The organism is Polaromonas aquatica, assembly GCF_050626995.1.
GTDB lineage: Bacteria > Pseudomonadota > Gammaproteobacteria > Burkholderiales > Burkholderiaceae_C > Polaromonas > Polaromonas aquatica_A.
The window spans coordinates 3018531-3041985 of sequence record NZ_CP192467.1 but is presented as its reverse complement, the minus strand read 5'-3'; the positions used below and the strand labels follow the sequence as shown (position 1 = coordinate 3041985).

At 61.3% G+C, this 23455-nt stretch carries 24 protein-coding genes and 1 pseudogene; 6 read left to right on the top strand and 19 right to left on the bottom strand.

Annotated features, from left to right (window positions below; translation table 11 throughout):
* Positions 1–10: 10 nt before the first annotated feature.
* The 11 genes and pseudogenes from ACQ4MS_RS14545 to ACQ4MS_RS14495 form a co-directional block, all read right to left on the bottom strand.
* Positions 11–916, bottom strand: coding sequence for a DMT family transporter (locus ACQ4MS_RS14545; protein WP_431095340.1), 906 nt, complete (start codon positions 914–916; stop codon positions 11–13).
* Entirely contained in the window at positions 916–1776 is an 861-nt protein-coding gene (locus ACQ4MS_RS14540) for a 3',5'-nucleoside bisphosphate phosphatase (protein ID WP_431095339.1), read from the bottom strand. The genes ACQ4MS_RS14545 and ACQ4MS_RS14540 overlap by 1 nt, the downstream gene beginning before the upstream one ends.
* Positions 1777–2035: 259 nt before the next feature.
* The gene (locus ACQ4MS_RS14535; protein WP_431095338.1) at positions 2036–2797 is read right to left on the bottom strand and encodes an aspartate/glutamate racemase family protein; all 762 of its coding nucleotides are present in this window, start codon (positions 2795–2797) and stop codon (positions 2036–2038) included.
* Between the two features lie 143 nt (positions 2798–2940).
* Positions 2941–3645: a GntR family transcriptional regulator gene (locus tag ACQ4MS_RS14530; protein ID WP_431095337.1), complete on the bottom strand. Its 705-nt coding sequence runs from the start codon at positions 3643–3645 to the stop codon at positions 2941–2943.
* Complete coding sequence (locus tag ACQ4MS_RS14525; RefSeq protein WP_431095336.1) at positions 3642–4523, bottom strand: ABC transporter permease; 882 nt, start codon at positions 4521–4523, stop codon at positions 3642–3644. Before ACQ4MS_RS14525 ends, ACQ4MS_RS14530 begins: the two co-directional genes overlap by 4 nt.
* A 100-nt stretch (positions 4524–4623) precedes the next feature.
* Positions 4624–5538, bottom strand: coding sequence for an ABC transporter permease (locus tag ACQ4MS_RS14520; RefSeq protein ID WP_431095335.1), 915 nt, complete (start codon positions 5536–5538; stop codon positions 4624–4626).
* A 221-nt stretch (positions 5539–5759) separates the two neighbouring features.
* Positions 5760–7055, bottom strand: a complete 1296-nt coding sequence (locus ACQ4MS_RS14515; protein WP_431095334.1) for an ABC transporter substrate-binding protein — start codon at positions 7053–7055, stop codon at positions 5760–5762.
* Between the two features lie 84 nt (positions 7056–7139).
* On the bottom strand, positions 7140–8207 hold the full coding sequence (locus tag ACQ4MS_RS14510; RefSeq protein ID WP_431095333.1) for an ABC transporter ATP-binding protein: 1068 nt from the start codon (positions 8205–8207) through the stop codon (positions 7140–7142).
* A gap of 227 nt (positions 8208–8434) precedes the next feature.
* A pseudogene (locus ACQ4MS_RS14505) lies at positions 8435–9050 on the bottom strand (DUF2325 domain-containing protein).
* 587 nt (positions 9051–9637) lie between these two features.
* Positions 9638–11362: a single-stranded-DNA-specific exonuclease RecJ gene (recJ, locus tag ACQ4MS_RS14500; RefSeq protein WP_431095332.1), complete on the bottom strand. Its 1725-nt coding sequence runs from the start codon at positions 11360–11362 to the stop codon at positions 9638–9640.
* 17 nt (positions 11363–11379) lie between these two features.
* The gene (locus tag ACQ4MS_RS14495) at positions 11380–12396 is read right to left on the bottom strand and encodes a hypothetical protein (protein ID WP_431095331.1); all 1017 of its coding nucleotides are present in this window, start codon (positions 12394–12396) and stop codon (positions 11380–11382) included.
* Between the two features lie 114 nt (positions 12397–12510).
* On the opposite strand from ACQ4MS_RS14495, the gene ACQ4MS_RS14490 reads away from it, so the two are divergent.
* Both ACQ4MS_RS14490 and lolD read left to right on the top strand, forming a co-directional pair.
* Positions 12511–13764 (top strand): lipoprotein-releasing ABC transporter permease subunit, encoded by a 1254-nt coding sequence (locus tag ACQ4MS_RS14490; protein ID WP_431095330.1) that lies wholly within the window; start codon positions 12511–12513, stop codon positions 13762–13764.
* Between the two features lie 163 nt (positions 13765–13927).
* On the top strand, positions 13928–14557 hold the full coding sequence (gene lolD / locus ACQ4MS_RS14485; protein WP_431099596.1) for a lipoprotein-releasing ABC transporter ATP-binding protein LolD: 630 nt from the start codon (positions 13928–13930) through the stop codon (positions 14555–14557).
* 147 nt (positions 14558–14704) lie between these two features.
* Here the strand turns inward: lolD and ACQ4MS_RS14480 are convergent, their stop codons facing one another.
* The 7 genes from ACQ4MS_RS14480 to ACQ4MS_RS14450 all read right to left on the bottom strand — a co-directional run bounded on the left by ACQ4MS_RS14480 (position 14705) and on the right by ACQ4MS_RS14450 (position 18018).
* Positions 14705–15238, bottom strand: coding sequence for a hypothetical protein (locus tag ACQ4MS_RS14480; RefSeq protein WP_431095329.1), 534 nt, complete (start codon positions 15236–15238; stop codon positions 14705–14707).
* A 97-nt stretch (positions 15239–15335) separates the two neighbouring features.
* Complete coding sequence (locus ACQ4MS_RS14475) at positions 15336–15797, bottom strand: hypothetical protein (protein WP_431095328.1); 462 nt, start codon at positions 15795–15797, stop codon at positions 15336–15338.
* 60 nt (positions 15798–15857) lie between these two features.
* Positions 15858–16295 carry a hypothetical protein gene (locus ACQ4MS_RS14470; protein ID WP_431095327.1) on the bottom strand — a complete coding sequence of 146 codons (438 nt, stop codon included), beginning with the start codon at positions 16293–16295 and terminating at the stop codon, positions 15858–15860.
* Positions 16296–16350: 55 nt separating this feature from the next.
* On the bottom strand, positions 16351–16617 hold the full coding sequence (locus ACQ4MS_RS14465; RefSeq protein ID WP_431095326.1) for a hypothetical protein: 267 nt from the start codon (positions 16615–16617) through the stop codon (positions 16351–16353).
* A gap of 108 nt (positions 16618–16725) precedes the next feature.
* A complete protein-coding gene (locus ACQ4MS_RS14460; RefSeq protein ID WP_431095325.1) occupies positions 16726–17088 on the bottom strand; it encodes a hypothetical protein in 363 nt (120 codons plus the stop codon).
* Between the two features lie 84 nt (positions 17089–17172).
* Positions 17173–17490 carry a hypothetical protein gene (locus ACQ4MS_RS14455; protein WP_431095324.1) on the bottom strand — a complete coding sequence of 106 codons (318 nt, stop codon included), beginning with the start codon at positions 17488–17490 and terminating at the stop codon, positions 17173–17175.
* Positions 17491–17586: 96 nt separating this feature from the next.
* Positions 17587–18018, bottom strand: coding sequence for a hypothetical protein (locus ACQ4MS_RS14450; protein ID WP_431095323.1), 432 nt, complete (start codon positions 18016–18018; stop codon positions 17587–17589).
* A 1154-nt stretch (positions 18019–19172) separates the two neighbouring features.
* On the opposite strand from ACQ4MS_RS14450, the gene ACQ4MS_RS14445 reads away from it, so the two are divergent.
* Genes ACQ4MS_RS14445 through ACQ4MS_RS14430 form a run of 4 tightly spaced genes read left to right on the top strand, consistent with a single transcriptional unit; the run spans position 19173 to position 22106 of the window.
* Complete coding sequence (locus ACQ4MS_RS14445) at positions 19173–19448, top strand: DnaJ domain-containing protein (RefSeq protein ID WP_431095322.1); 276 nt, start codon at positions 19173–19175, stop codon at positions 19446–19448.
* A gap of 45 nt (positions 19449–19493) precedes the next feature.
* Complete coding sequence (locus ACQ4MS_RS14440) at positions 19494–20090, top strand: hypothetical protein (protein WP_431095321.1); 597 nt, start codon at positions 19494–19496, stop codon at positions 20088–20090.
* 34 nt (positions 20091–20124) lie between these two features.
* On the top strand, positions 20125–20880 hold the full coding sequence (locus ACQ4MS_RS14435; protein WP_431095320.1) for a hypothetical protein: 756 nt from the start codon (positions 20125–20127) through the stop codon (positions 20878–20880).
* A 14-nt stretch (positions 20881–20894) separates the two neighbouring features.
* Entirely contained in the window at positions 20895–22106 is a 1212-nt protein-coding gene (locus ACQ4MS_RS14430) for a hypothetical protein (protein ID WP_431095319.1), read from the top strand.
* A 365-nt stretch (positions 22107–22471) separates the two neighbouring features.
* On the opposite strand, the gene ACQ4MS_RS14425 is transcribed toward ACQ4MS_RS14430, so the two are convergent.
* Complete coding sequence (locus tag ACQ4MS_RS14425; protein ID WP_431095318.1) at positions 22472–23050, bottom strand: hypothetical protein; 579 nt, start codon at positions 23048–23050, stop codon at positions 22472–22474.
* Between the last annotated feature and the right edge of the window lie 405 nt (positions 23051–23455).

Below are 23455 nucleotides of genomic sequence, written 5' to 3'. Positions count from 1 at the left end.
CAGGTTGAACTCAAGACTCAACGGGCTCGATGGAGACCCGACTGTCACGCACCGCGAGCCATGCGCCTGTTGCGCCGCAAATGGCGATCATGGCCATGCCCAGCATGGACCACCGGTCCGGCACATGGGAGAACGCCAGCCAGCCGCCGATCATGGCAAAGCCGATCTGGGCATACAAAAACGGCGTGAGGGTCGATACCGGCGCACGGCCATAAGCCAGGATCATCATGAAATGGCCCACCGTGCCCAGCAGGCCCATCAGGCAAAGGCCGGCCCACAGCGTCCAGGCGTCCAGCCATGTCCAGACAAATGGCAGGGCCAGCGAGGCCACCAGCGTGCCGACCCAGCCGGTATAAAAGTGCATGGTGAAAGGATCTTCGGTGCGTGCCAGCCGGCTGGTCAAAATCTGGAACCAGGCGTTGGTGCCCACCAGGCCCAGCGGCAGCAGCATGGCCCAGTTGAAGTCATCACCGTCCGGCCGGATGATGATCAGCGTGCCGGCAAATCCGCCTATGACCAGCGCCCAGCGCAACCACGACACCCGTTCTCCCAGGGTCAGGGATGCCAGGAGTGTGATGACCAGCGGCGTGATCATGACGATAGCCGTGAACTCGCCAACCGGCATGTGCTTGAGGCTGAAAAACGCGAGCATGCTGCTGCACAGCAACAGCACACCGCGCAGACACTGGAATTTCGGATGCGCGGTACGCAGCACAGACCAGCCGCGTGACGGGAGCACAGCCACCGTGGTGGCAATGGCCTGGAAGGCATAACGAAACCACAGCGCCATCAACAACGGCACGCTGGCGGAAATGAACTTGGTGGTGGTGTCCAGTACGGCAAAGCAGGCAACTGCGGCTACCAGGAGCGCAATACCGGTCGGGGCGTGGGACTGTTTGTTTGCGAAGCCGGCCATCACTGGATGCGGTCCGCCAGCAGTTCCCACACAGGCGTCAGTTCACCGGGCAGGTAGGGTAGCGTTCCCAGGTCAGTGTGGCTTTCATCAGGGCTATGGAAGTCGCTGCCGCGCGAAGCGGCCAGGCCGAACTCTTTGGCCGTTTCGGCGTACTTGACGTATTCCTGCGGGGTGTGGCTGCCGGTAACCACCTCCACGCCGCGCCCGCCATGGGCCTTGAACTCGGTGAACAAGGCGTATTCCTCGTTGGGGGTGAACTTGTAGCGGCCCGGGTGGGCAATCACCGCAACGCCCTTGGCTGAGGTGATCCAGGTCACGGCGTCGCGCAGGTTGGCCCAGCGGTGCGGCACATAGCCGGGCTTGCCCTCGGTCAGGTATTTGCGAAAGACTTCAGGCGTTTCGCGGCACACGCCGGTTTCGACCAGAAAACGGGCAAAGTGCGTGCGCGAAATCAGCTCCGGGTTGCCCACAAACTTCAGCGCGCCTTCGTAAGCGCCCTTGATGCCCGCCTTGGCCAGCGAGTCCGACATTTCCATGGCGCGCTGTTCGCGGCCGCCGCGCGTGGCGCGCAGGCCCTGCTGCATCGCTGGGTCCTCAGCGTCAAAACCCAGGCCGACGATGTGCACCGTCTGGCCTGCGAAGGTCACGGACACCTCGGTGCCGGTGAGGTAGTGCATGCCGTGCGCTTTGGCAGCGGCTGCGGCGCGGTACTGACCGCCAATTTCGTCGTGATCGGTCAGGGCCCAGAGTTCGACCCCGTTGGCCTTGGCCCGTTCAGCCAGTGCCTCCGGTGTCAGCGTGCCGTCTGACACCACAGAGTGGCAGTGCAGGTCGGCATTCAGAATGTTTTTGGGAGTCACTGGGCCATTTTAGGCGTTGCGGGCTGTTGGCGCAGGCCAGCCGAAATCTCCCTGACCCCAGAAGGCCCGCCGCGTGTAGATGTCCAGCCTCCTGGCGTGGAAGACGGTTTTTATGCATTTTCAGCCTCCAGCCCAATAAAAGCGGGCGCAACAAGCTATCAATTTAATAGCGCCGGCAACCTGGCCTGATATGCGTTCCTACGCCCGAAGCAACGGATTGCTATTAAATACATAGCATCTTGCGCCCAAGTTCATTGGGCTATAGCCCCAAGGAAGTGATTTCTTTAGAGAGATTTTCCCAGGGAACATCGAAGCCGGCCTTGCTGCGCTGCGGTGGCGGTGCATGGCTGCGCAGGGCCCAGTGGGCACCGGCCAGCACGCTGTCGATCAGCGGCACGCTCACCCCCGGTTGCAGCGCCGCAGCCATGCCGGCCAGGCCCGCGCCGCCCAGAATGACGGCCTGCGCGCCCAGCTGGCGCACCGCGTCGCGGCAGGCCTGCGCAAGCAAGGTGCGCGCAGCGGCAGGATCGGCCGCAAGCTGCGCACCGGTCGGCGCGACGGTGTGGATGCCGGCCAGCGATGGCGCGTGGCCCAGCGCCTGCGCCAGCCGCTGCAGCATCGGCCCCCAGCGCTCACCCCCGGTGACGATGGCAAAACGGCCGTGGCGCGCCGCCTCGATGAACGCCGCCTCGGCCAGGCCGGTGACGGGCACCGGGCTGCTTTCGCGCAGCGCCAGCAGGCCAGGGTCACCAAAGCAGCCGATCAGTACCGCATCAGGCGCTTCTGATGCTTTTTGGGCGCTACCCGTTTCACCCGCACCGGCCAGCGCAGCGGCCCACGCGTCCAGCGTGGCGTGGGAGGCGATAGCGTAACTGGCTTCGTCCGAAATATAGGGTGCGCCGAAACGCGCGGTCACGGTGCGTACCTGCACATGCAACCCGGCGGCGGCCTGCACATGCGTTTGCAGCAGGGCACTGACCGAAGCAGACGTGTTTGGATTGATGACCAACAGCTTGCGCATGGTTAAAAATTCACCCCTGTCCAGGCTCACTGCGTGTAGCCTGTTCCCCCCTCAAGGGGGCGGCGCCTGCGGTCTGGCAAAGCCAGTCCCGCGGCCCCTGCTGGCGTGGAACCCGGCGCGAAGCGGCAAGCTTGGGGCGCATGTCAGGCAAAGAGCGTGGACAAGTCGGGCGCATCATCCGCTGGCGGCGTGAACTGCAGCTGCGACTCCAGCCGCGTCAGGTGCTCGCGCATGTGGCGCGCGGCTTCGCGAACGTCGCGCAGGCGAATCGCGTCCAGCAGGGTGCGGTGCTCACGGCAGCCGCAGGCAGCGGCTTCGTCGCGGCTGTCCTTGTGGGCCGTGCTGTAGGTCATCAGGATCAGGGACGTGCGCGAGGTGAGCTCGCGCAGGATGCGGCCCAGCGTCTGGTGGCCGGCGCGCTCGGCGATCTGCAGGTGAAAGTCGCCCGACAGCCGGATCGCGCGGTGCATGTCGCCGGCCAGGCGTGCGGCTTCCTCGTCGTCGATGCAGCGTTTGAGCTGCTGCATGTCGGCCTCGCTCGCCTTGGCAATGAAGAGCTCCACCAGCGTGGGTTCAATCAGCCGGCGCACCTCAAAAACTTCGCGTGCTTCCTGCTCGGTGGGCTGGGCCACGGTGGCGCCACGATTGGGGATCAGTGTGACGACCTGCTCATTGGCCAGGCGCACCAGCACCGGGCGGATGCGCGTGCGCGACACGCCGAAGGCGCCCGCCAGCTTATCTTCGACCAGCTTGGTGCCCGGCGGCAGGCGGTGGTCCAGGATGGCCGAAATCACGCGTTCATACATTTCGGTGTCGGTCAGGGGAGTTACCTGCGTTGTCTCGCTCATCGGGTGCCTTTCTTTTGCCGGCGGCCCAGCCACCAGGCCAGGCCCAGTGCCAGCGCCATGACCAGCAACGACACCACGGTGGTGACGGTACCCAGAGCATAAATGGACGGCGTGGTGACGGTGGTCGTCAGGCCCTGCAGCTCCAGCGGCAGGGTGTTCACGTCGCCGATGGCCTGCGAGGTGCGGGCGATTTCGTCCCAGCTCAGGGTAAAGCCAAACATGCCGATACCCACCACCGACGGCGCAATCAGCGGCAGCACCACATGGCGAAAGCCCTGCCAAGGCGTGGCGCCGAGGTCGCGCGCGGCTTCTTCGTAGGCCGGGTTGAAGCGGTTGAAAATCGCGAACATGATCAAGAGGCCAAAGGGCAAGGTCCAGGTCAGGTGCGCGCCCAGTGCCGACGTGAACAGGCCCAGTGAGGTGCCGTAGCCTTCCAGCGCATCCGTCATGCCGAAAGCTTCCAGCACATTCTTGACGCCGGTATCGAGCAGGCGAAACTCCAGGCCAATGCCCAGCGACACGATGATGGACGGCATGATCAGGCTGGCCACCACGACAAAAAACAGCGTGTTGCCGCCCGCCAGCTTCTTGCGAAAAGCCAGACCGGCCAGCACCGAGAACACCACCGTGAAAGCCATCACGGCCAGGCCCAGGCCCAGTGAGCGCTGCAGTGCCGCGCCAATATCCACCACGCCCAGCCCTTCGGCCAGCTTGTAAAACCAGTGCAGCGAGACACCGCGCAGCGGAAATGTCAGTCCGCCTTCAGGCCCCTGAAAGCTCAGCACCACGATGACAAACATCGGGCCGTACAAAAAAAGCACAAACAGCGCAAAGAATGCGGCGAGGAACCAGAAGCCGGCGGTGCGTTTGTCGGACATAGTTAGAACCCTCCCAGAAGGGGCCGCAGCGCCGGGCCGCCCCAAGCAAGGCCAGCCCCCTCGGGGGGCAGCGCAGTACACGAAGTGACAAGCGTGGGGGTCATAGTTCCTTGCGGATGTCGACCAGGCGGGTCAGCGCCCAGATGATCATCAGCACAATGGCCAGCAGGATCACCGCATTGGCCGCTGCCAGCGGAAACTGCAGGTAAGAGGTCTGCACCTGGATGATCTTGCCGATGGAAGCGATCTGCTGGCCGCCCATCACGCCAATAGTAACGAAGTCGCCCATCACGATGGTGATGACGAAGATGGAGCCGATGATGATGCCCGTGCGCGACAGCGGCACGATGACATTCCACAGCGTTTGCCAGGCCGAAGCGCCGCTGTCGTTGGCCGCTTCAATCAGGCTGCGGTCAATGCGCATCATCGAATTGAAGATCGGCACGATCATGAACATGGTGTAGAGATGCACAAACGCCAGCACCACCGAAAAATCCGAAAACAGCAGCCACTCCACAGGCTGGTTCACGATGCCCAGCCCCGCCAGGCTCTGGTTCACCAGGCCATTGCGGCCCAGCAGCGGCACCCACGAGATCATGCGGATCACATTGGATGTCCAGAACGGAATCGTGCACAGCACGAACAGCAGCGTCTGCACACTTTGCGAGCGCACATAAAACGCCAGGAAGTACGACACCGAAAATCCCGTCACCAGCGTGATCAGCCAGACCAGGAAACTGAATTTGAACGTCGAAAGGTAAGTCTTGAAGGTGACGCACAGCTCCGACGTATTGCCGCAACCCTCAAAGACCGCCAGGTAATTCTTCAGCGTGAAGCCCGGCAGCAATTCATATTCATTGAAGTCCCAGAAACTAACCATCAACACCAGCGCCAGCGGCACCAGAAAGAACAGCACAAACACCGCCGTCAACGGCGTAGCCTGCCACCAGGCCGCAAGGCTGCGCCCCGGCGCCTTGGCCGGGCTCGGATGGGCAGTGATTGCAGGTGAGTTCATGACGATCTAAAGTTAAAGCTATTCAAAAATCCTGTTTCGCAGACGGCGCAGAACCGGCTTTGCCGGGCTGCAGCGGTCGCCCCCTGCAAGGGGGGAGGACGCTACACGCAGTGAGCGGCAACGGGGGTGTGCCAAATCCACGGCTTTGCCAGGCCGCAGCTGTCGTCCCCTGTAGGGGAGAGGCCGCTACACGAAGTGAGCGACCACAGGGGGGTGCTTATTCAGGCCGCGACGAACTCATTCCACTTCTGGACCATGTAGTTGTTTTCGTCCATCACCGCGTTCCAGCAAGCGATGCCGCCCATGCGCGACTCATAGCTGCCGCCGTCGCGCACGGCGCCGGTTTTGGCCAGCACATCGCCGTTGGGGCTCTTGATGTCCTGCGAGGCCGGCTTGCCTTCCATCCAGTAGGCCCACTCGTACGCTTCCATCTTCGCCTTGGCGGTTTCCAGCACAGCGCTGTAATAACCCTGGCGGTTCAGGTAGGCGCCGGCCCAGCCGTCGAGGAACCAGTTGATGAACTCATACGCGCCGTCCAGCTTCTTGCCCGACAGCGTGGCGGGCAGGCCGAAGCCGGCAGCCCAGGCACGGTAGCCCTCTTTCAGCGGCTGGAAGTTGCAGGCGATGCCTTTGGTGCGCACCGCCGTCACAGCGGGACTCCACATCGACTGGATCACCACTTCGCCGGAGGCCATCAGGTTGACGGACTCGTTGAAGTCTTTCCACAGCGCGCGGAACTGGCCGGCCTTCTTGGCTTCGATCAGCGTGGCGATCGTGAGGTCGATCTCCTTCTTCGTCATGTTGCCCTTGTCCGGGTATTTGTAGATGCCCTTGGCTTCCACCACCATGGCAGCGTCCATGATGCCGATCGACGGAATGTTCAGGATGGCCGCCTTGCCCTTGAACTCAGGGTTCAGCAGTTCGGCCCACGAGCTGATGGGACGCTTGATCAGGTCGGGGCGGATGCCCAGCGTGTCGGCGTTGTAGACCGTGGGGATGAGCGACATGAATTGCGTCGGGCTCTTGGCGAAGACCTTGCTTTTTTCGCCTTCGAGGTAAATCACTTTCTTGGGCGCGGTGCCCTGGTCGCCTACGGCCTTGCCGGCCACAGTACCGGTGGTGAAGAGCGAGGTGATCTTGTCGGCGTTCTTGATGCGCTTGGTATCAATGCCCTTCAGGTTGCCGGTGGGCACGATTTTCTTCAGCGAAAAATATTCGGTGTCGATCAGGTCAAAGCTGTTGGGTGCGGTCACGGCGCGCTTGGTCACGTCGTCGGTGGTCACGGCCACGTACTGGATGGTGATGCCAGTGTCGGCTTTGAACTTTTCGGCAATCGCCTTGTCCTGGTTCACCGCGGTGCCCAGGTAGCGCAGCACGATTTTTTCCTGCGCGTGAACGGCCGGGAACAGGCCCGTGGCCAGGATGCCGGCTGTGCCCTTGAGCAAAGCGCGGCGCGGTACGCCGCCCACAGAGGCGTCGGCGGTGGTGTCTTTTTGATCAGGAAGAGCGTCGGACATGGTGAAAAACTCCTGGTGGCTTGGGTAAAAAATCTTCTTGCGAAGGGACGGTGGAAAACTCTGTGCTTCTGCGTTCTGTTTGGATCAGGCACTAATGACGGCAGGAGGGGCGGCCTGCAGCGTGTGCGCCGCCTCCGACGCCCATGACAGCTGCACGCTGTCACCCGGCGCATAGGGCCGGGCCGTAAACGCTGCCTCCGGCACCATCACCGACAACTCGGCCGTGGTGTGGGCTGTGGGTGAAACGCCCGGGTTCTGCAAGCCCAGCAGCACATAGGGGCCCTGGTATTCGACATCGGTCACCACGGCGCGCCGGTTGTGCGGCGCGTCGGGCGCGGCCTGGCCGGCCGGGGTGATCTTCATGTGGTCGGTACGCACGCCGATCTTGCCGGCGGGTGTGTCCAGCACGTTGTGCCCACCCATGAAGCGCGCCACAAATTCACTCGCGGGGCGGTTGTAGATTTCGTGCGGTGAACCCACCTGCTCGATCAACCCGTGGTTCATCACCACCATGGTGTCGGCCAGCGCCATCGCTTCTTCCTGCGAATGCGTGACGTGGATGAAAGTCAGCCCCAGCTCTTTTTGCCATCGGCGCAGCTCGGCGCGCATCTGGATGCGGAGGAAAGGGTCGAGCGCCGACAGCGGTTCATCGAGCAGCAGCACACGCGGCTGTGTGATCAGCGCGCGCGCCAGCGCCACGCGCTGCTGCTGCCCGCCTGACAGCTCGGCCGGCTTGCGCTCTGCCAGGTGGCCCATGGCCACGCGTTCCAGCAAGTCTTTGGCCTGCTGGCGGCGCGCCGCCTTGTCCACGCCTTTCATCTTCAGGCTGAAGGCGACGTTGTCGAGTGCCGAAAGATGCGGAAACAGCGCAAAGCTCTGGAACATCATCGCCGTACCGCGGCCGGCGGCGGGCAGGTCGGTGATGTTGCGGTTTTCCAGCAGGATGTCGCCGCTGGTGACGGACTCATGCCCCGCCATCATGCGCAGCGTCGTGCTTTTGCCGCAGCCCGAAGGCCCGAGCAGGCAGCAGTAACTGCCGCTGGCGATGCGCAGGTTAATGCCGTCGACCGCAGGCTTGTCTTGCTGCGCGTACCGTTTGGTCAGCGCGATGGCTTCAATGGCGGCTGGGGTCGGGCTGGCAAGAGCATTCATGCCATCCTTCTTGCAAAGCCTGTGCCAGCTTTGTATGCGATTTATCTAAGGATTGTGTACAAAATGCATGATTCTGGTGCTTGGACGGCCCAAGCGGCATGCCATGCTGGTGCATGCTGTCACCAGAAGTTTCCGTGAGCGTGCGATTGTGCGCGGCAATGAAGCCACCAGAATTGCTATTAAATAGATAGCATGCTGCGCCCGTTTTCAAAGGGCTGAGGCCGCTTTTATTTGATATTTTCGGCTTGCGGCGTGAGCGGCAGGCTGGTTGACGGGATGGGCGGAAAAGGCGCCTGCCTGCTGCGCACAAACTGCATGGCCTGCGGCTGGCCGACCAGTACGCACTGCTTGCCGGTGCGCCGGCAGTGGTCCTGCACGCGCCAGTAGGCGTCGTGGCTCACGCAGCCGGTCTGGCAGATCACCAGGTCGGCGGCCACCAGGCTGGCTTCAAGTGCGGCCGCGTCCTGCACGTCATCGCCCGCATGGTGCAGGAAGTGTCCTGCCCGCCATTTCAATGACATGCTGGCAGGCGGTGGTGCCGGCGCCCTGCTGGCCAACGCACAGCACGGACTTTTCGTGCAGGACAGGCGGGGTGTGCGAGGTGGACAAGGCGTCCGCCAGCGTTGCCGCGGTTTGCGGGCTCACCGCACTCCTCTTCTGCCGGCGCAGGCGCTCCCGCACCAAAGCCTGTAAATCATGGACACGGCCCAGCAGCCATTCCACCCGACGCGCCAGCGTCAGCCGCTTGGGCAGGCCGGGGATAGCCGCCTCGACTGCCTGGCGGTCTTCGCGCTCCCAGGCCAGCGCAGTCTCCCGCGCCATCGCCGCTGCGCGCAGGCGCACTGCCTGGGATTGCAGGCGCGCAATTTCTGCGGCCTGCGCGGCAATCACGGTGCTGCAGCGCTTCTGGATCTCGCCGTATTGGGCAAGCAAAGCGCGGTGTTCACGGTCAAGGCCGGGCAGAGCGTTACAGGGTCCTTGCATGTCGGGTCTCCAGAAGATGAAGGTGCCCCACTCCACAACCGGCGATCCGCAGCCGAAGGAAGAGGGAAACCCATCTTAAATGAGAATTGCTCTCATTTGGAGTAAGAATTGAAACCCGATTTGCTATGAATTCAGGAGCGGCTCGCGCACGTTCCTGTTGGCCTGAGCCCCGATTTCTTGAAATTTCAGCGAAAACCGAAGTAAGACAGGACGGCGCCGATGATGACAACAAGGCCGACGATATAAATGATGGTGTTCATGGATGCCTCAGGGGTGGTAGGCGGCGCACCGGGTTGGGCACCTTTGCGTCATCATTCCCGCCGCGTCGGCGGCCAGCTGTAGGTGGCTCCACCCGGCCATCGTCGGACAAGCGCTACAGCGCGAAAGGCCTGGGGGGTCTGGGCGGCAGAAGGCACATCGGCTGCCAGGCGAGCGCAGCGGTCCGCCTAAAGCTCCGCCGCTTCCACCAGGAACCGCACCCGCTTCACGCCCTGCCACTCGTCCGCATCCAGCCGGAAAGCCAGCTTCACCCGCGCGGGCAACGATTCGGTATGCCCAAACCAGATGCCGTCGACCGGCTGGCCCTGGTGCTTGAGCTTGAGCGCCAGGTGCTTTTCACCCACCAGCCGCTGTGACACCACTTCCACCACTTCGCTGAAGGTCGGGGCCGCAAAACCCTGGCCCCAGACTTCCCTGTGCAGCGTATCGACCACGTCGGTACGGCGATATTCGGCCGGCAGCGGGCCGTCGGTGTCCATGCGGCGCGTCAGCGTGGCGGCGTCCAGCCATTCGTGGGCGACCTGCTGCAGCGCTCTTTCGAAGATTTCAAAATGCTCTTCGGCAATGGTGCAGCCGGCCGCCATGGCGTGGCCGCCAAAGCGCAGCAGCACGCCGGGGTGGCGCTTGGCAACCAGGTCCAGCGCGTCGCGCAGATGGAACCCCGGGATCGAACGGCCAGAGCCCTTGAGCTCATGCTCCTTGCCATCGGCCTGGCTGGCGGCAAATACAAACGTCGGGCGGTGCAGCCTGTCCTTGATGCGTGAGGCCACGATGCCGACCACGCCTTCGTGAAACTCCGCATCGAAAATGGCGATCGCCGGCGGCGGCTCTTCGTCCTCGTCAATCATCGCGTCGGCCGCCAGCTGCGCCTGCTCGCGCATGCCGGCTTCGATGTCGCGGCGCTCGCGGTTGATGCCGTCCAGCATCTGCGCCAGCTCGTCGCCGCGCCCCACGTCGTCGGTCAGCAGGCATTCAATGCCCAGCGTCATGTCGCTGAGCCGCCCTGCCGCATTGATGCGCGGGCCCAGCGCAAACGCAAAGTCAAAGGTGGTGGCCACCAGCGTCTGGCGGCCCGCCGCCTTGAACAAACTGGCCAGGCCTGCAGGCAGATGGCCCATGCGTATGCGCTTGAGGCCCTGCGCCACCAGGCGGCGGTTGTTGGCGTCGAGCTTCACCACGTCGGCGACCGTGCCCAGCGCCACCAGAGGCAGCAACGCATCGAGCTTTGGCTGTGTGGCGGCATCAAATGCCCCCCGCGCACGCAGCTCGGCGCGTAGCGCCAGCAATACATAAAACATCACGCCCACGCCGGCGATTGATTTGCTTTCAAACGTGCAGACCGGCTGGTTCGGGTTGACGATCACGTCGGCCTCGGGCAGCACCACCTCACCGTCTTTCAGCGCGGGCAGGTGGTGGTCAGTCACCAGCACCTGCATGCCCAGGGCGCGCGCGCGCGCCACGCCGTCGATGCTGGCAATGCCGTTATCCACCGTCACCAGCACGTCGGCGCCAGCGGCTTTCACGCGCTCGGCAATCGGCGGGGTGAGGCCGTAGCCGTCGGTGACGCGGTCGGGCACCAGGTAGCTGACATGCTGCGCGCCCAGCAGCTTGAGGCCGCGCAAGGCCACGGCGCAGGCGGTGGCGCCGTCACAGTCGTAGTCGGCCACCACGCAGATCTTTTTTCCGGCTGCCATCGCGTCGGCCAGCAGCTGAGCCGCCTGCTGCACGCCATGCAGCGACACCGGCGGCAACAACCGCGCGAGGCCGTCGTCCAGCTCGTCCGCCGCACTTACACCGCGCGCGGCATACAGCTGCGCCAGCAGCGGGTGAATGCCGGCTTGCTGCAGCGCCCAGACGCTGCGCGGGGGCACGTCGCGTACCTGTATTTTCATTATGCTTACTATCTTTTTTATAGCTGGTTGCGCTCATACCATAAGGGCTGAGGCATCAAAAGGCTTGAAATTCTGGCCATCAGGTCGGCCGGGTGCGTTTCAAAGGTCTGCCAGCCGCGCTCGCCGCACAGCGTCAGCCGCACGGCCTCGCCTGCACGCTGGCGGGCCAGCAGCTGCGCGATGTCGCCCGCATCCAGCGCCGCCCAGGCCTGGGCATAAGCTTCCCAGTCGTCTGCAAAAACGGCTTGCGCCAGGCTGCGCGGCACGGTCGGTCTCTGGCCGCCGGGTGCGTACCCGGCAGGCAGGGCGCCGGTGCCGCTCAGCCAGAATGAATTGACCGGCAACTGGCGGCGCTCGGCGCGTTCATCGTTCAGCGCGTGGGTGTACAGCAGCATCTGCATTTCGTTCTGCAGCAGTTTGATCTTGCGGGCCGTGCTGTCCTTCGCCTCGGTTTTTCCGCCCGGCAGCCATGGGTCTACATTGCGGCCCATCACGCGGTCGAGCGAAGCGGTGGGCAAGGCACGAAACAGTTCGCCCTCGGCCAGCCACTGCCCTGCCCCCAATGCAGGCACATAGCGCAGCGTGATGCCGTCACTGTCAAAGTAAGGCTGCATGGCCGCCAGCAGCGCGCGGGACTCCGCATCATCAAGCCCCAACGCGGCCGGGTCCGTCAGCGTGGCGTGCTCGCGGCCCATGGCCCAGTGGCAAGGCGTTACCCAGGCCCAGGCTTTGCCCGACTCGCCTTGCAGGTGCTGCGCCGCATCTTGCGCCGCCCACGGAATCAGCCCATCAGGCGTGTCGGCCGTGGCAAGGCCCAGCGCAAGGGCCAAGGCCCGCTCGTGCGGCGTCGACAGCGTGTGTGCATCTGCTGTATCAGTGTGCACTGACTTCATGCCCTTGAGCAGCTGGTTGAGGTGGCGCGTGCTTTGCGCCGGCAGCGCCTTCATGGTGGGCAGCCAGGCCTCAGCGCTGCAAGCCGCAAAGGGAACCAGCAGGTGCGGCCCTGTGAAAGGAGTGGCGGAATTGGCTGACATGGGGCTATTGTCCGGGATGCCACAATTGGCCTTCAAATTTGGCGCGTAAATCGCACCGTATAAGAATCCGTTCGGGCGGGCCATCAATGGCCCGCAACGACAACCAGGTTGAGTATGCAAATTCCTTATGAGCTGATATTGGGCTGGCGCTACACCCGCGCCGGCCGTGCCACCCGGCGCAACGGCTTTATCTCTTTTATTTCAGGCGTGTCCATGCTGGGCATCGCACTCGGTGTGGCCGCGCTGATCATTGTGCTCAGTGTGATGAATGGCTTCCAGAAGGAAGTACGCGACCGCATGCTGGGCGTGATCTCCCACATCGAGGTGTTCGCCCCCAACGGCGCAGCTCTGCTAAACCCGCAAAAAACGCTGGCTGAAATCAAGGCCAACCCGCAAGTCACCGGCGCCGCCACCTTTATTGCTGCGCAGGCCCTGCTGGCACGCGGTGAAGACATGAAGGGCACCGTCGTGCGCGGCATTGATCCGACGCTTGAAGGCCAGGTCACCGACCTCGCCGCCACATCCGGCCCCACGCTGGCCAAGCTGATCCCCGGCGAATTCGGTGTGGTGCTGGGCGGCGAGCTCGCCCGCGCCATGGGTGTGCGCGAGGGCGACAGCGTCACGCTGATCGCACCCAGCGGCCAGGTCACCCCGGCGGGCGTGGTGCCGCGCCTCAAACAAATGACCGTGGTCGGCACGTTTGACTCCGGCCATTTTGAATACGACTCGGCGCTGGTGATGATGCACCAGGAAGACGCCGCGCGGATCTTCCGCCTCGAAGGGCCCACCGGCATCCGCATCAAGCTGAAAGACCTGCACCAGGCGCGTGAGGTCGCGTTTGAGCTGTCACGAAGTTTGAGCGGTGACCTGCTGATCCGCGACTGGACGCGCCAGAACAAAACCTGGTTCGCCGCCGTGCAACTCGAAAAACGCATGATGTTCATCATCCTCACGCTCATCGTTGCGGTGGCGGCTTTCAACCTCGTCAGCACGCTGGTGATGACGGTGACCGACAAGCGCGCCGACATCGCCATCCTGCGCACGCTGGGCGCCAGCCCGAAAAGCATCATGAAAATCTTCATGGTGCAGGGCGCGCTGGTCGGCGTGATCGGCACGCTCTCGGGCCTGCTGCTGGGTCTGGGCATCGCCTTCAATATCGACGTTATCGTGCCTGCGATTGAGCGCGCCCTCAACGCCAGCTTCCTGCCCAAGGACATTTACCTCATCAGCCGCATGCCGAGTGAGCCGCAATACGCCGACATCATGCCCATCGCCGTCATCTCCCTGGTGCTGTCCTTCCTGGCCACCATCTACCCCAGCTGGCGCGCCAGCCGCGTCAACCCGGCGGAGGCCCTGCGCTATGAGTGAGCTCAAAAAAGATATGACCCCCACGCTCCCGACTTCGTCTGGTTCGCTGCCCCCCGAGGGGGCCGCTGCGCCTGCGGTCTGGCAAAGCCAGTCCCGCGGCCCCGACTTGAATGGGGAGGTCGTCCTGACAGCGAGCGCTCTCACCAAACGCTTCCACGAAGGCATGATCGACCTGACCGTGCTGCACGGCGTAGACCTGCAAGTCCACGCCGGCGAAACGCTGGCCATCGTCGGCGCCTCGGGCTCCGGCAAAAGCACGCTGCTGCATTTGATGGGCGGGCTGGACGCGCCGACCAGCGGGCAAGTCGAACTCAAGGGTCAAACCCTGTCGTCGTTGTCACCCCAACAACAAGGCGACCTGCGCAACAAGCACTTGGGTTTTGTCTACCAGTTCCACCACCTGCTGCCCGAGTTCAGCGCGCTGGATAACGTAGCGATGCCGCTGTGGATCCGCCGCGAATCTCCTGCGGAATGTGCACGCGTCGCCACCAAGATGCTGGCGGCTGTTGGGCTGCAAGATCGCATCCACCACCGCCCTGCAGAGCTTTCAGGCGGCGAACGCCAGCGTGTGGCGATTGCACGCGCGCTGGTCACGCAGCCTGCTTGCGTGTTGGCTGATGAGCCGACCGGTAATTTGGACCGATCAACGGCCGACGGCGTGTTTGAATTGATGCTGCAACTCGCACGCGACTTCGGCACAGCCTTTGTGCTGGTCACGCATGATGAAACGCTGGCCTCGCGTTGCGGGCGGCGGTTTAGGTTGGTGTCGGGGCGGCTGTCGGAATGGGGTTGATCTGCGGCGTTGATAAGCGACTTGCTTGTCGAGGGTCGTGTTCTATATCGTTCTCAACATGAGGTAACGTCGGACTTGACCGGCGCGCACAAGTGAGGTGCGACCGAAGGGAGTGGACGCACTTGTGCGTCCGTGTCGAAAGACTTGTTAGAGCGCATCTTGCGAGTCTAGCCGCCTGACGATTGATACGAGATTTCGGATGGACGCGCCAAGTTCTTCGCTATCCACGGCAAGCGAGTGGTCTTGCCCAATGTACACAGCCGACGGTGGCTTGCGCCGGGATGCATGAATTCGCAACGCCGTGTTCACAGTTTCGACGGACAAGTACGTGCAGTTCTCCTCAAATGCTCGCCCCGACTTCGCGCCGGAGACAACAAATGCGGGCCAGTCAGACAATTTTGCGTCCGTGTGCGACGGCACAGGATGCAAGTAGGTTTGGAGGAGTAGCTCGCGAACCGCTTGGCCAAGATCATCGTTAGAAACAGAAAACGGCAGCCTAACCGGCGTACCTGCCTCGGAAAATCCTGACGTCGCGCAAGCAATTAAGGCTTCCTCTCCGAACGCATACAAGGCTACGCGCAGTTCGATTTGGCGTTTGGATCGAAGCTTGGCATTGATTTCGTCACGCCGGTCAAGGAAGCTGCGCGGCGTGAGTTCTCGATCGTGAAACATGGCGTCCATGCGCTCTAACGTTGGAGCTGACCGGAACCCAACCATCGCGGCGAAGCCGCAGCCTTTGGTTGTTTTTCCGTGTCGAGCAAAATGTTAGACAGCACGGTCACTTTAACTCCCACTTTTCCAAGAGTTCACGACCTTGCGAAGAAATCTCGTACGCTGCATCAATCGGAACTTCCTTTTCCTCCTTCTCATCACTTGAGCACCACGACAGGTCTTCGACGTGCCTTAAGTAGCCCCACTCGACGAGATGATCGACTGTGAAAGGACTCGCAACGACTCTCGGGTTTCTGTAGGCGCGCTTCAGGGCGTTCAGCCCCAGGCGAGTGAGTGTCTTCACAATGAGCCGGCGCTTGATGTCGCGGATCTCATCGTCGCTCGGGCCTTTGCCGTTGTGATGGCACGTGTGACAGTTGTGGCATAGAACGATCTTATTGTCATAGTTCTCGTTCTTCGGCTTAGTCTGCTCGATGTGGTGAATCGTCAATGCCCGAACATCACGCAACCCGCAGTTTGCGCAGGCATCTTCAGTCTCTATATAAAGTAGGTCGTCAGTACGCGCCATAGCAATGTGGTCTAACGTGAAGGTGACCGGACGCCGTAGGCGGTCCGCTTGACTGACATGTTAAGCATCATGCTTCACCCGCTGGTACTCAATGAAGCCGCGTGCCACTTCTCTCAGACGTTCGTCCAAGTCTGGACGCTGGGCTACTTCGGTCAGGAGGTCGAGTAACGGCCGGTCCCCGCAAGCCGTGATTCCAGCGTTTAGCAATCGATTGACCATAGCGAGGCTCAGTTCGGCCGGTTGTCTTCCGATAGATGCGAGCAGAGAAGGTTCATAGCCCTCGCATGCCTCTAAGAAATGAACGATTGACCAGTATGACTCGAAGCCATCATCAAGCGGCGCTCGTTCCAACACGCCCAGTAAGGCCTCGAACTCCTCCGGCCCACAGTTATCTGGCTCCAGCTCTGGAATCAGAGACTCCAGCGCCTTCAGATGTTCGACGCTCTGCGCATCAGAGATTCCCCTAAGACGCTCGAGCTGGTCGCGTGTGGCCGGCATGATGTTTAACGTTGGCGCTCAGCCGCGGCCGAAGGCCGTCGGATGGAACAACGAGTTAGGCCGCATGTAGGTCAGACAAGAGTTTCCTCATGTCAGTGAGTTCGATCGATTCGCGGGCGGCTTCCTCCACTCGGCGACCAGGCGGAAACGCTCGGAAACCCCAGGCAATGACTCCACTCACCAGTTCCACACGCTTGCCGTCGAGTAATACATCTGCTTGGTAGACGATGCCGATTGCCTTGAGTTTGTAATCAGCTTCGAATCGAAGCACTGTGCCCGAATAAGAGTGCACATGTTCTCCAACGATGGTTCGAACCGCCATATGTTCGCGTTCCCTTATGTATGCGCTGCTGGTTCGACTGCGGCCTAATGTTTGACATGAGAGGCGCTTGGAGGCCGAAGGCCGGAAAGCGTCCTCTCGATGGAACGGTTAGGCCGCATTGCCAGGTGGGATGCGCGGCGGCTTTAGCGTGGGGAATCCCAGGCGTTCCGCTCTGACGAAAAGTTCGTTGATCTTCCCTACGACTTCCGAAAGCGAGAGCATTTCCGCCGCTTCGGCCTCTTTCATAGGGTACAGCGCGACGTCAATGTCTTGGCCGCGCCTGTATGGGCCAGGATAGCAACCTACCCATGTATAGGAGATCGTGTCTTGAAAGGTAGGTAGCAGTTCGCCTTGGGAGGACTCATGCATTCCTGAGAAAACAAGCGGCTCAATCCCTGGGATAGTCATCTCAATGTCCGCAAACGTAAGACGGTAGTACGTTTGCCCTACGACGAGCGATGAAGTTTCCATGCGGTCTAACGTCAAAGCTGCCCGGCACGCAGCAAGCGCCGCGCAGCGGCATTCTGCTGTTGTGTGTCCGTGCCGAGCGAAATGTTATGTGTCACTGACGGTCTCCATGGTTGCCGCCAAAAATGTGACACCTGGATCTTGCTCGAAGTTTCTTACTTCAATTCGTGCAGAGTCCCACTGGCGATCGGAGATGTCCACTATCTCCATTCCAGACAAAGAACCATTAAAACCTTCGTCTATTCTCAGATTGGACACACCTGAAAAGCGCAGGTGCCGCTTTCTTCCTTGGCCTTGGGCAGTCAGCTCAATGTAGCTGCCTTTCCAAGACTGCCAGTCGATGTGGTAATGAAAATCAACGAGGTCCATATTGCTAAAGCCTGCAAGGAGAACAGCGTCATTCATTCATTTCCCCGTGACACATAACGTCGAAGCTGCCCGGCACGCAGCAAGCGCCGCGAAGCGGCATCCTTCTGCTGTGTGTCCGCGCCGAGCGAAATGTTAAATTGCATTGGCAGCCCACCCCTTCAATCCTTCGCTAAAACGAAGGTAGGAAAACGGACTCTCTCGCAGTTGGTGTGACAGTTCAGGACTGGCGAACAGGTACTCACCGTTGAGACCCAACAACCTGCAACCGTCAAGATTCAGATCGTTGATTTGGTCGGGGAAAAACTGCTGTCCAACGACAAGGCGCTCGTGAGTACGAAACTCTTGACCAGTGCGCCGATGCCAAATGGTCGCAGGCACAAACCTCACACGTTCCAACTGAAATTCTCGTAGATGGTCTGCAAGTCGGTTCTCAACCAACACATAACCAGGTCCAACCATAAGTGGTGCGATTGGACCATCTTCGATAAGCTGAAAGCGACCGTCGGCCAACTCATACAAGCCGACCGCGGATTCACTGCAAGAAACGTGGAAAGGCAGCACCATACTTGCAATTTAACGTAGAAATGACCGGCGGACAGTAGGCCGGCGAAAGCCGGACGATAGGACGTCCGTGTCGATTGTCATGTTAGACGTCACGGGCGCGAGCCTTCAAGGTACGAAACACCCACAGAACGAGGCCTCCAGCCAAGACCGACTTGTTCAATCCCCACCTCCGCAGGAACCACCGTCAGCAGCACATCCGCCGTCTGAGGATCCTTCTGACCCGCTGACATAAGCCCAGCTGTCACCACTAGACGACGGCGGACGCTCTCTGGCCTTGCGCGCGAGTTCTTCGGCTTCCTCTTGAGTTCGAAGTACGGCAACCTCTTCGCCTGAATGACGCATTCTCTCGGGCAGTTGCACCCCGCACTGCTCACACTTGGGGTAACGGCGATTGAATACGGCAAAGCCGCAATTGGGGCAGTTGAAGCTTGGCGAGCGGCGCATGGCTAGGTATAGAGGGGTGCTTTGTTGGGTGAACCGCAAAATTGACGTCTAACGTAATGTATACCGCAAGGTCTGCGGTATAACATCGCGCCTGCGGTATAACCTGGCCGCTGAAAACCCAGCCAAGTGCTTGTTATTAAAAGACTTATTTCCCATTTTGGGTTTCACTCAGGTCGATAAAAAAGGGACTAAACCCCGCAAGCTGATTCTAGGGGGACAGTGTATTGATCGCCTCCTCAATATGGACGAACACAGACCAAATCGCCGATTCCGTTGTGTTTGACCATCGATACCCATACCCCGGCCCGGCTGCCCCCTTGGGCGCCAGTCGTTGCGCTCGGTGTCACGTCGGCTGCGAGCGCCAGGCCTGCCCCTGTGAAAAAACCGCGCTGCCCGGTGGCCGCTGCCCCCCACAAGACCCCGTCCCAGTGTGAGGGGGGATTTCAATACAGAGGGCAACCGGGTCATCCCGGTTTTTCTTGTTAACTAGCTTCCCTCTCTGTCTGCGACCACTCGGGCCTCACCTGCGGCTCGAACTTCGGGCGGCAGTACGGGACAAAGCCATTTCCCGGCCGCCAGCCTGCACGGCCCCAGACGGGCATAATCCTTGATCCCTCCGCCAAGCGCGCAGGCGACTCCCCCTCACCTCGTGAGCCTCCCAACATGCCGTGCAGCTCCCTGCCTGCGGTCCAGGACACAGCCACTTTCGCATGACTGATCACTACACCGCCCTCGGGCTGGACAGCGCGGCAACGCTGGCCGATGTCAAAAAAGCCTTTCGGCAAAAGGCCTCCTTCTGGCACCCCGACAAAAATGCCAGCCCCGAGGCGCCCGAGCGTTTCAGGGCGGTGCAGCAGGCCTATGAGGTGCTGTCGGATGCGGACAAGCGCCAGGCCTATGACGACAACCGCCGCCGCAACCTGCTTGACAGCCCGATAGGCACGGCGCATGCCATCTGGGCCGACTATCTCAACCCGCTACTGTGACCCTTGCTGACCGAAAGAAAAGCACCCCATGAAAAACCCAGCAGCATGAGCGTCTCCCCCTACTTCATCGACCTGCGTTCGGCTTACCAGTCCGAGATGGATGACCTGCGATTCGACTCTGAGGGGCGCGACGTGCTGCACCAGCGCCTGGCGGGCAAACGCCAGGAGATGGCCTTTCTGGTCCAGATGATGGACACCAGCCCCGAGATGGTGGCGGTGGTGTTTCACCAAGGTTTTGACTTCACGGAGAAAACCGTGATGGACCATCTGCTCACCCACGATAGCCACGACGCCGATGGCTTTCCGGCCTGGAGCAGCCTGGCGGATGGCTTTGTGCTGGCGCCTTGGGCTCAGGACCTGGCGCACATCGTCCTGCAGGCGCCCGGCGGAGAGAAATTCCTGACGCTGACGGCGGGGCTGGAATACATGGCGGGCATGCCTGTGGCCGCGTCAATGGTGAACGCCGAAGAAGATAGTGACGGCGACGACGGCGATGACGAAGAAGACAGTGATGAGAACGGCGACGGCGCCGTGGTGATGTTTGAGGGCGATGACGATCGCGAGCAAAGCGCCGATGCCCGGGCACGCCACGAGGCAGGTTCCGAGTGGCTGGTCCAGCAGGGCTTTGATGCCAAAGACTGACGCAAGCAAGCATGACCTGGAAGGTAAAACCCTGATGACAAAGCATCTCGCCCTGATCGAAAAAACCCAAAGCCTGATCGCGGCCGGCGACATCGTCGGCGCTGAGGCTGCGCTGGTCGCGCTGGCCGACGACGAAGGTGATGCTGCGCTGATGGTGGTGCTGGAGCAGTTGCCGCCCAAGGACGTCCTGGCGGTCATTCGCGAGTACGACAACTCGAAGGAGTCGGTGGTCAGCCTGCTGGTCACGCCCGCGCAGTTTGCCCGCGCCGTGGTGATTGAAAAGCTCTACAAGGACCTGACCCGCACGCATCTGCGCGGCATGGTCAATGCGGTGATCTTCCGGGAGGACGCGGATCCGCTGGAATTTCTCACCGCGATCGGCGACCTGGAGGGTGGGAGCGAAGCCCTTGCCGATTATTTTTCCGACCAGTGGAGCCGTGTTGAAGCCTTTGCGCGCAGCGGCAGCTTTGAGCTGGCCGACGAGTACGGCAAGATGCTGTCCCAGTCCGCGCTGCTGGCCTCGGCCTACGAAAGACCGCGTGTCCAGCTGGATGAAATTGCCGACCAGGACTGGATGCAGCTCGCCTGGCTGCTGCGTTACGAACTGCCGGACCTCTTCATTGAAATGCTGATGGTGCTGCGTGCCAAGGGCACTGCGCACAAGACGGCTTCCGATGAGGAGGACGAAGAGGATGTGCAGGACGACGACGGCAAGGTTGAGCCCGGCGACACCGATCGCGGCAAGGCCACGCCGACGGCACGCGAGTCCGATGAGGAATCGGCGATCTGAACTTGCAAACGCCCATGTCCTCGCCTTCCGCCATCTCACTCTACGATACGCGCGCCTTTTTTGAAAAGGCACTGCAGTACGGCGTGCAGCACGGCATCATCGGTGCCGAAAAAATCGAAGCCATGCGGGTTGAAGGCCCCAAGGGCATGGTGCAGATCGCGCGATATTTCGGTAATGAGTACTTGCGCCCGGATCTTGAAAAAGCCCGCGATCGCATGGTGAACCTGATCAGCCTGTACCTCGAACATTCCTGTCAGGGCGACCTCCGGCAGGCGGCTGAATCGCTGCGCGATTTCTCGCTGTTGTCGCGCTCCAAGGGCGGCTCGGACATGCTCAAGGCGCTGATCGCCATGCCACAAAACAGCCACTTCGGCATGAATGAAAGCGCCGGCTTCACTGACGAGCACATTCCGCTGCTGGCCAAATGGTCACTGCGCAACCTGGCCGACTACCGGGCCGAACTCGCCAGGCGCAGCCATGTCGCGCGGGTGGTGGATGCGGCCATCTGGTTAGCGGGCGAACTGGGTATGGACGCCGACGAGCTCGAAGAAGCCGGCAAGGATGCGGAAGCGGTGATTCGCACCGCCTTGCTGGTGCTGGCGACGGGCCGCACCGAAATGCCCGACTGGGTGGCGTTCGAGAAGATGATTGCCGCCTTGCGCAAAAAACACGGGGCCGCGCCGGCTGCGCTGCCGCTCGCCGTTCCGAAAAAGCTGCCCGCCCACCTGCGGGATGTGGTGGAGGCGGTGCGACAGTCCGTGATGGCCGATGCGTCAAAAGTGCTCGATCCGGCGTTACCGCCGCGCCAGCTATTTGACCGCAGCCCGGCCTTCATGGGCCGGTATTTCTGGGTGGAAGACGGGCTGAACGAAGTCGATCACCATGACCGTCAGGCTTCCGCTGTGTGGAGCAAGGTGACCGGCGGCAATGCGGACGATGGTTCGCTATTGACCCTGTTCCTGTGCGTGGCCGCCGGCTCCGCGCCCAAGACCCTGCTGACCGAGAAAAGCGCCGCAACCCTGCTGCGCAAGATCCGCAAATCCGGTTTCGATCCCGCGCTGGCCCACCAGTACATCATGGACCACGCGCCGGTGCAGCACCAGGATGCCTACGCGAGCTTGTGGGATGAGTTTGTAGAAGAGGCGCAGGCCACGCTGCAAAGCGATGCCGTTCAAGCGTTCGACGACGCGCTGGCGTTGCTGCGGCGGGAATGCCACGTGCAATAGGCGGTTTGTGCCCGCGGTAGCGGGAACGCCGGTTTATATGCTTTTCGATTGATTCAAATTGCCCGGTTGATGAACTCGTGCGATGGAAGCCTGGGCCGTACAGGACGCTATTCCCGGCCTCGAATCGCGACCCAGAACATCAAACCGGCGAGCGCAAGCAGAAGCCCGCGTATACCCCAAGGGCCAAGAAAATAGTAGGCTGCGCTGAAATAGCGGCTCGAGCAGATTGCCGCAACCGGTTGCACAGAGAGTTGGCCTGGCGAAGCTTAGCAAGGCAACGCAGAGAAGAAAAACTCCGAGCAATGCGGCGATGAGTCTCAAATTCATGACTGAGTCCTAACTTCTCAGATGAACGAACGCCGCACTCATAACGGGCGTAGATTCAATCGAAAATCCGGGGACCCGCCAACTTCCAGTTGGGCCACCCAACGTGCCACAGATTTATCGTCCATTTCCCAGAAGCGCTTTACCGCCTTTAGATAAGCGATGACTTCTTTTCGCTTTCCTATCTTCACAAGCTCGTCGGCAAGGAGCATCGAAGGACCAAATGTGTCGAGCTGAGGGGAGCCCGTTGACTTACTTGCGGCGGCCAGAAACTGTACCGCCTCATCAGTGTTCCCCTGATGCAGCGCGGCTAATCCGAGGGCGGTGTTTGCATCGTGTATCGCGTTTCCAAAATTCCAGTTGCAGCGGAAACTTTTTGCGGCTTCCAGGTACTGCTTCGCAGCAGTCACGGATTGCGCTGAATTCCCATCCTTGTGCGCGGCGGACAGCCGATCTCCAAGGTCGTAGAAGCGTTTCAGTTGAGGGGAAACCGCGGAATTGGGAGGGTTCCACCTTTGATCGGGGGGAAGAGACTTGTCGCCGCACGCAACTACCTGGGCATGTGCCTGCGAGCACAGCGACAAACCGAGGACGAGCAAAAAAGAGGCAATCTTTTTCATGGCGACTTAGGTAAAAGCAACGTTGACCATAATTCGGTACCCAAGGCGGGTGCTATTCGCCAGATAGAACTTCCCCCCAACTTTCTCGATTTCTGTGAGCATGACGTACCCCTTGCACTTAACACGTGAGATGAGCGGTTTCCGTTGCGATCGGATCCGGGTGATATTGGAAATTGGGAAGAGCCATTGCCGCTACTTTGGCATAGCTAACGTTAAGGTGACCCGTTGGGGATGACCGTCGGACGGCAAGCGGGCGAAGCCGGCCGATAGTACGTCCGCGCCAATCGACTTGTGAGTCTGCATGCTATTCAAAGTCGCACCCCACGGGAAACGCCCCGGGCACGTCCTTGGCCGCAGCATTACGGAGCTTTGCAACGCAACCGGGCGGAAAGGACTTTGCCAGCA

What these genes read in the sequence shown, in the direction of transcription:
- ACQ4MS_RS14545 (WP_431095340.1), bottom strand. Translation starts at nt 916, where the DNA reads ATGGCCGGCTTCGCAAACAAACAGTCCCACGCCCCGACCGGTATTGCG.
- ACQ4MS_RS14535 (WP_431095338.1), bottom strand. Translation starts at nt 2,797, where the DNA reads ATGCGCAAGCTGTTGGTCATCAATCCAAACACGTCTGCTTCGGTCAGT.
- ACQ4MS_RS14530 (WP_431095337.1), bottom strand. Translation starts at nt 3,645, where the DNA reads ATGAGCGAGACAACGCAGGTAACTCCCCTGACCGACACCGAAATGTAT.
- ACQ4MS_RS14525 (WP_431095336.1), bottom strand. Translation starts at nt 4,523, where the DNA reads ATGTCCGACAAACGCACCGCCGGCTTCTGGTTCCTCGCCGCATTCTTT.
- ACQ4MS_RS14520 (WP_431095335.1), bottom strand. Translation starts at nt 5,538, where the DNA reads ATGAACTCACCTGCAATCACTGCCCATCCGAGCCCGGCCAAGGCGCCG.
- ACQ4MS_RS14515 (WP_431095334.1), bottom strand. Translation starts at nt 7,055, where the DNA reads ATGTCCGACGCTCTTCCTGATCAAAAAGACACCACCGCCGACGCCTCT.
- ACQ4MS_RS14510 (WP_431095333.1), bottom strand. Translation starts at nt 8,207, where the DNA reads ATGAATGCTCTTGCCAGCCCGACCCCAGCCGCCATTGAAGCCATCGCG.
- recJ (WP_431095332.1), bottom strand. Translation starts at nt 11,362, where the DNA reads ATGAAAATACAGGTACGCGACGTGCCCCCGCGCAGCGTCTGGGCGCTG.
- ACQ4MS_RS14495 (WP_431095331.1), bottom strand. Translation starts at nt 12,396, where the DNA reads ATGTCAGCCAATTCCGCCACTCCTTTCACAGGGCCGCACCTGCTGGTT.
- ACQ4MS_RS14490 (WP_431095330.1), top strand. Translation starts at nt 12,511, where the DNA reads ATGCAAATTCCTTATGAGCTGATATTGGGCTGGCGCTACACCCGCGCC.
- lolD (WP_431099596.1), top strand. Translation starts at nt 13,928, where the DNA reads ATGATCGACCTGACCGTGCTGCACGGCGTAGACCTGCAAGTCCACGCC.
- ACQ4MS_RS14480 (WP_431095329.1), bottom strand. Translation starts at nt 15,238, where the DNA reads ATGGACGCCATGTTTCACGATCGAGAACTCACGCCGCGCAGCTTCCTT.
- ACQ4MS_RS14475 (WP_431095328.1), bottom strand. Translation starts at nt 15,797, where the DNA reads ATGGCGCGTACTGACGACCTACTTTATATAGAGACTGAAGATGCCTGC.
- ACQ4MS_RS14470 (WP_431095327.1), bottom strand. Translation starts at nt 16,295, where the DNA reads ATGCCGGCCACACGCGACCAGCTCGAGCGTCTTAGGGGAATCTCTGAT.
- ACQ4MS_RS14465 (WP_431095326.1), bottom strand. Translation starts at nt 16,617, where the DNA reads ATGGCGGTTCGAACCATCGTTGGAGAACATGTGCACTCTTATTCGGGC.
- ACQ4MS_RS14460 (WP_431095325.1), bottom strand. Translation starts at nt 17,088, where the DNA reads ATGGAAACTTCATCGCTCGTCGTAGGGCAAACGTACTACCGTCTTACG.
- ACQ4MS_RS14455 (WP_431095324.1), bottom strand. Translation starts at nt 17,490, where the DNA reads ATGAATGACGCTGTTCTCCTTGCAGGCTTTAGCAATATGGACCTCGTT.
- ACQ4MS_RS14450 (WP_431095323.1), bottom strand. Translation starts at nt 18,018, where the DNA reads ATGGTGCTGCCTTTCCACGTTTCTTGCAGTGAATCCGCGGTCGGCTTG.
- ACQ4MS_RS14445 (WP_431095322.1), top strand. Translation starts at nt 19,173, where the DNA reads ATGACTGATCACTACACCGCCCTCGGGCTGGACAGCGCGGCAACGCTG.
- ACQ4MS_RS14440 (WP_431095321.1), top strand. Translation starts at nt 19,494, where the DNA reads ATGAGCGTCTCCCCCTACTTCATCGACCTGCGTTCGGCTTACCAGTCC.
- ACQ4MS_RS14435 (WP_431095320.1), top strand. Translation starts at nt 20,125, where the DNA reads ATGACAAAGCATCTCGCCCTGATCGAAAAAACCCAAAGCCTGATCGCG.
- ACQ4MS_RS14430 (WP_431095319.1), top strand. Translation starts at nt 20,895, where the DNA reads ATGTCCTCGCCTTCCGCCATCTCACTCTACGATACGCGCGCCTTTTTT.
- ACQ4MS_RS14425 (WP_431095318.1), bottom strand. Translation starts at nt 23,050, where the DNA reads ATGAAAAAGATTGCCTCTTTTTTGCTCGTCCTCGGTTTGTCGCTGTGC.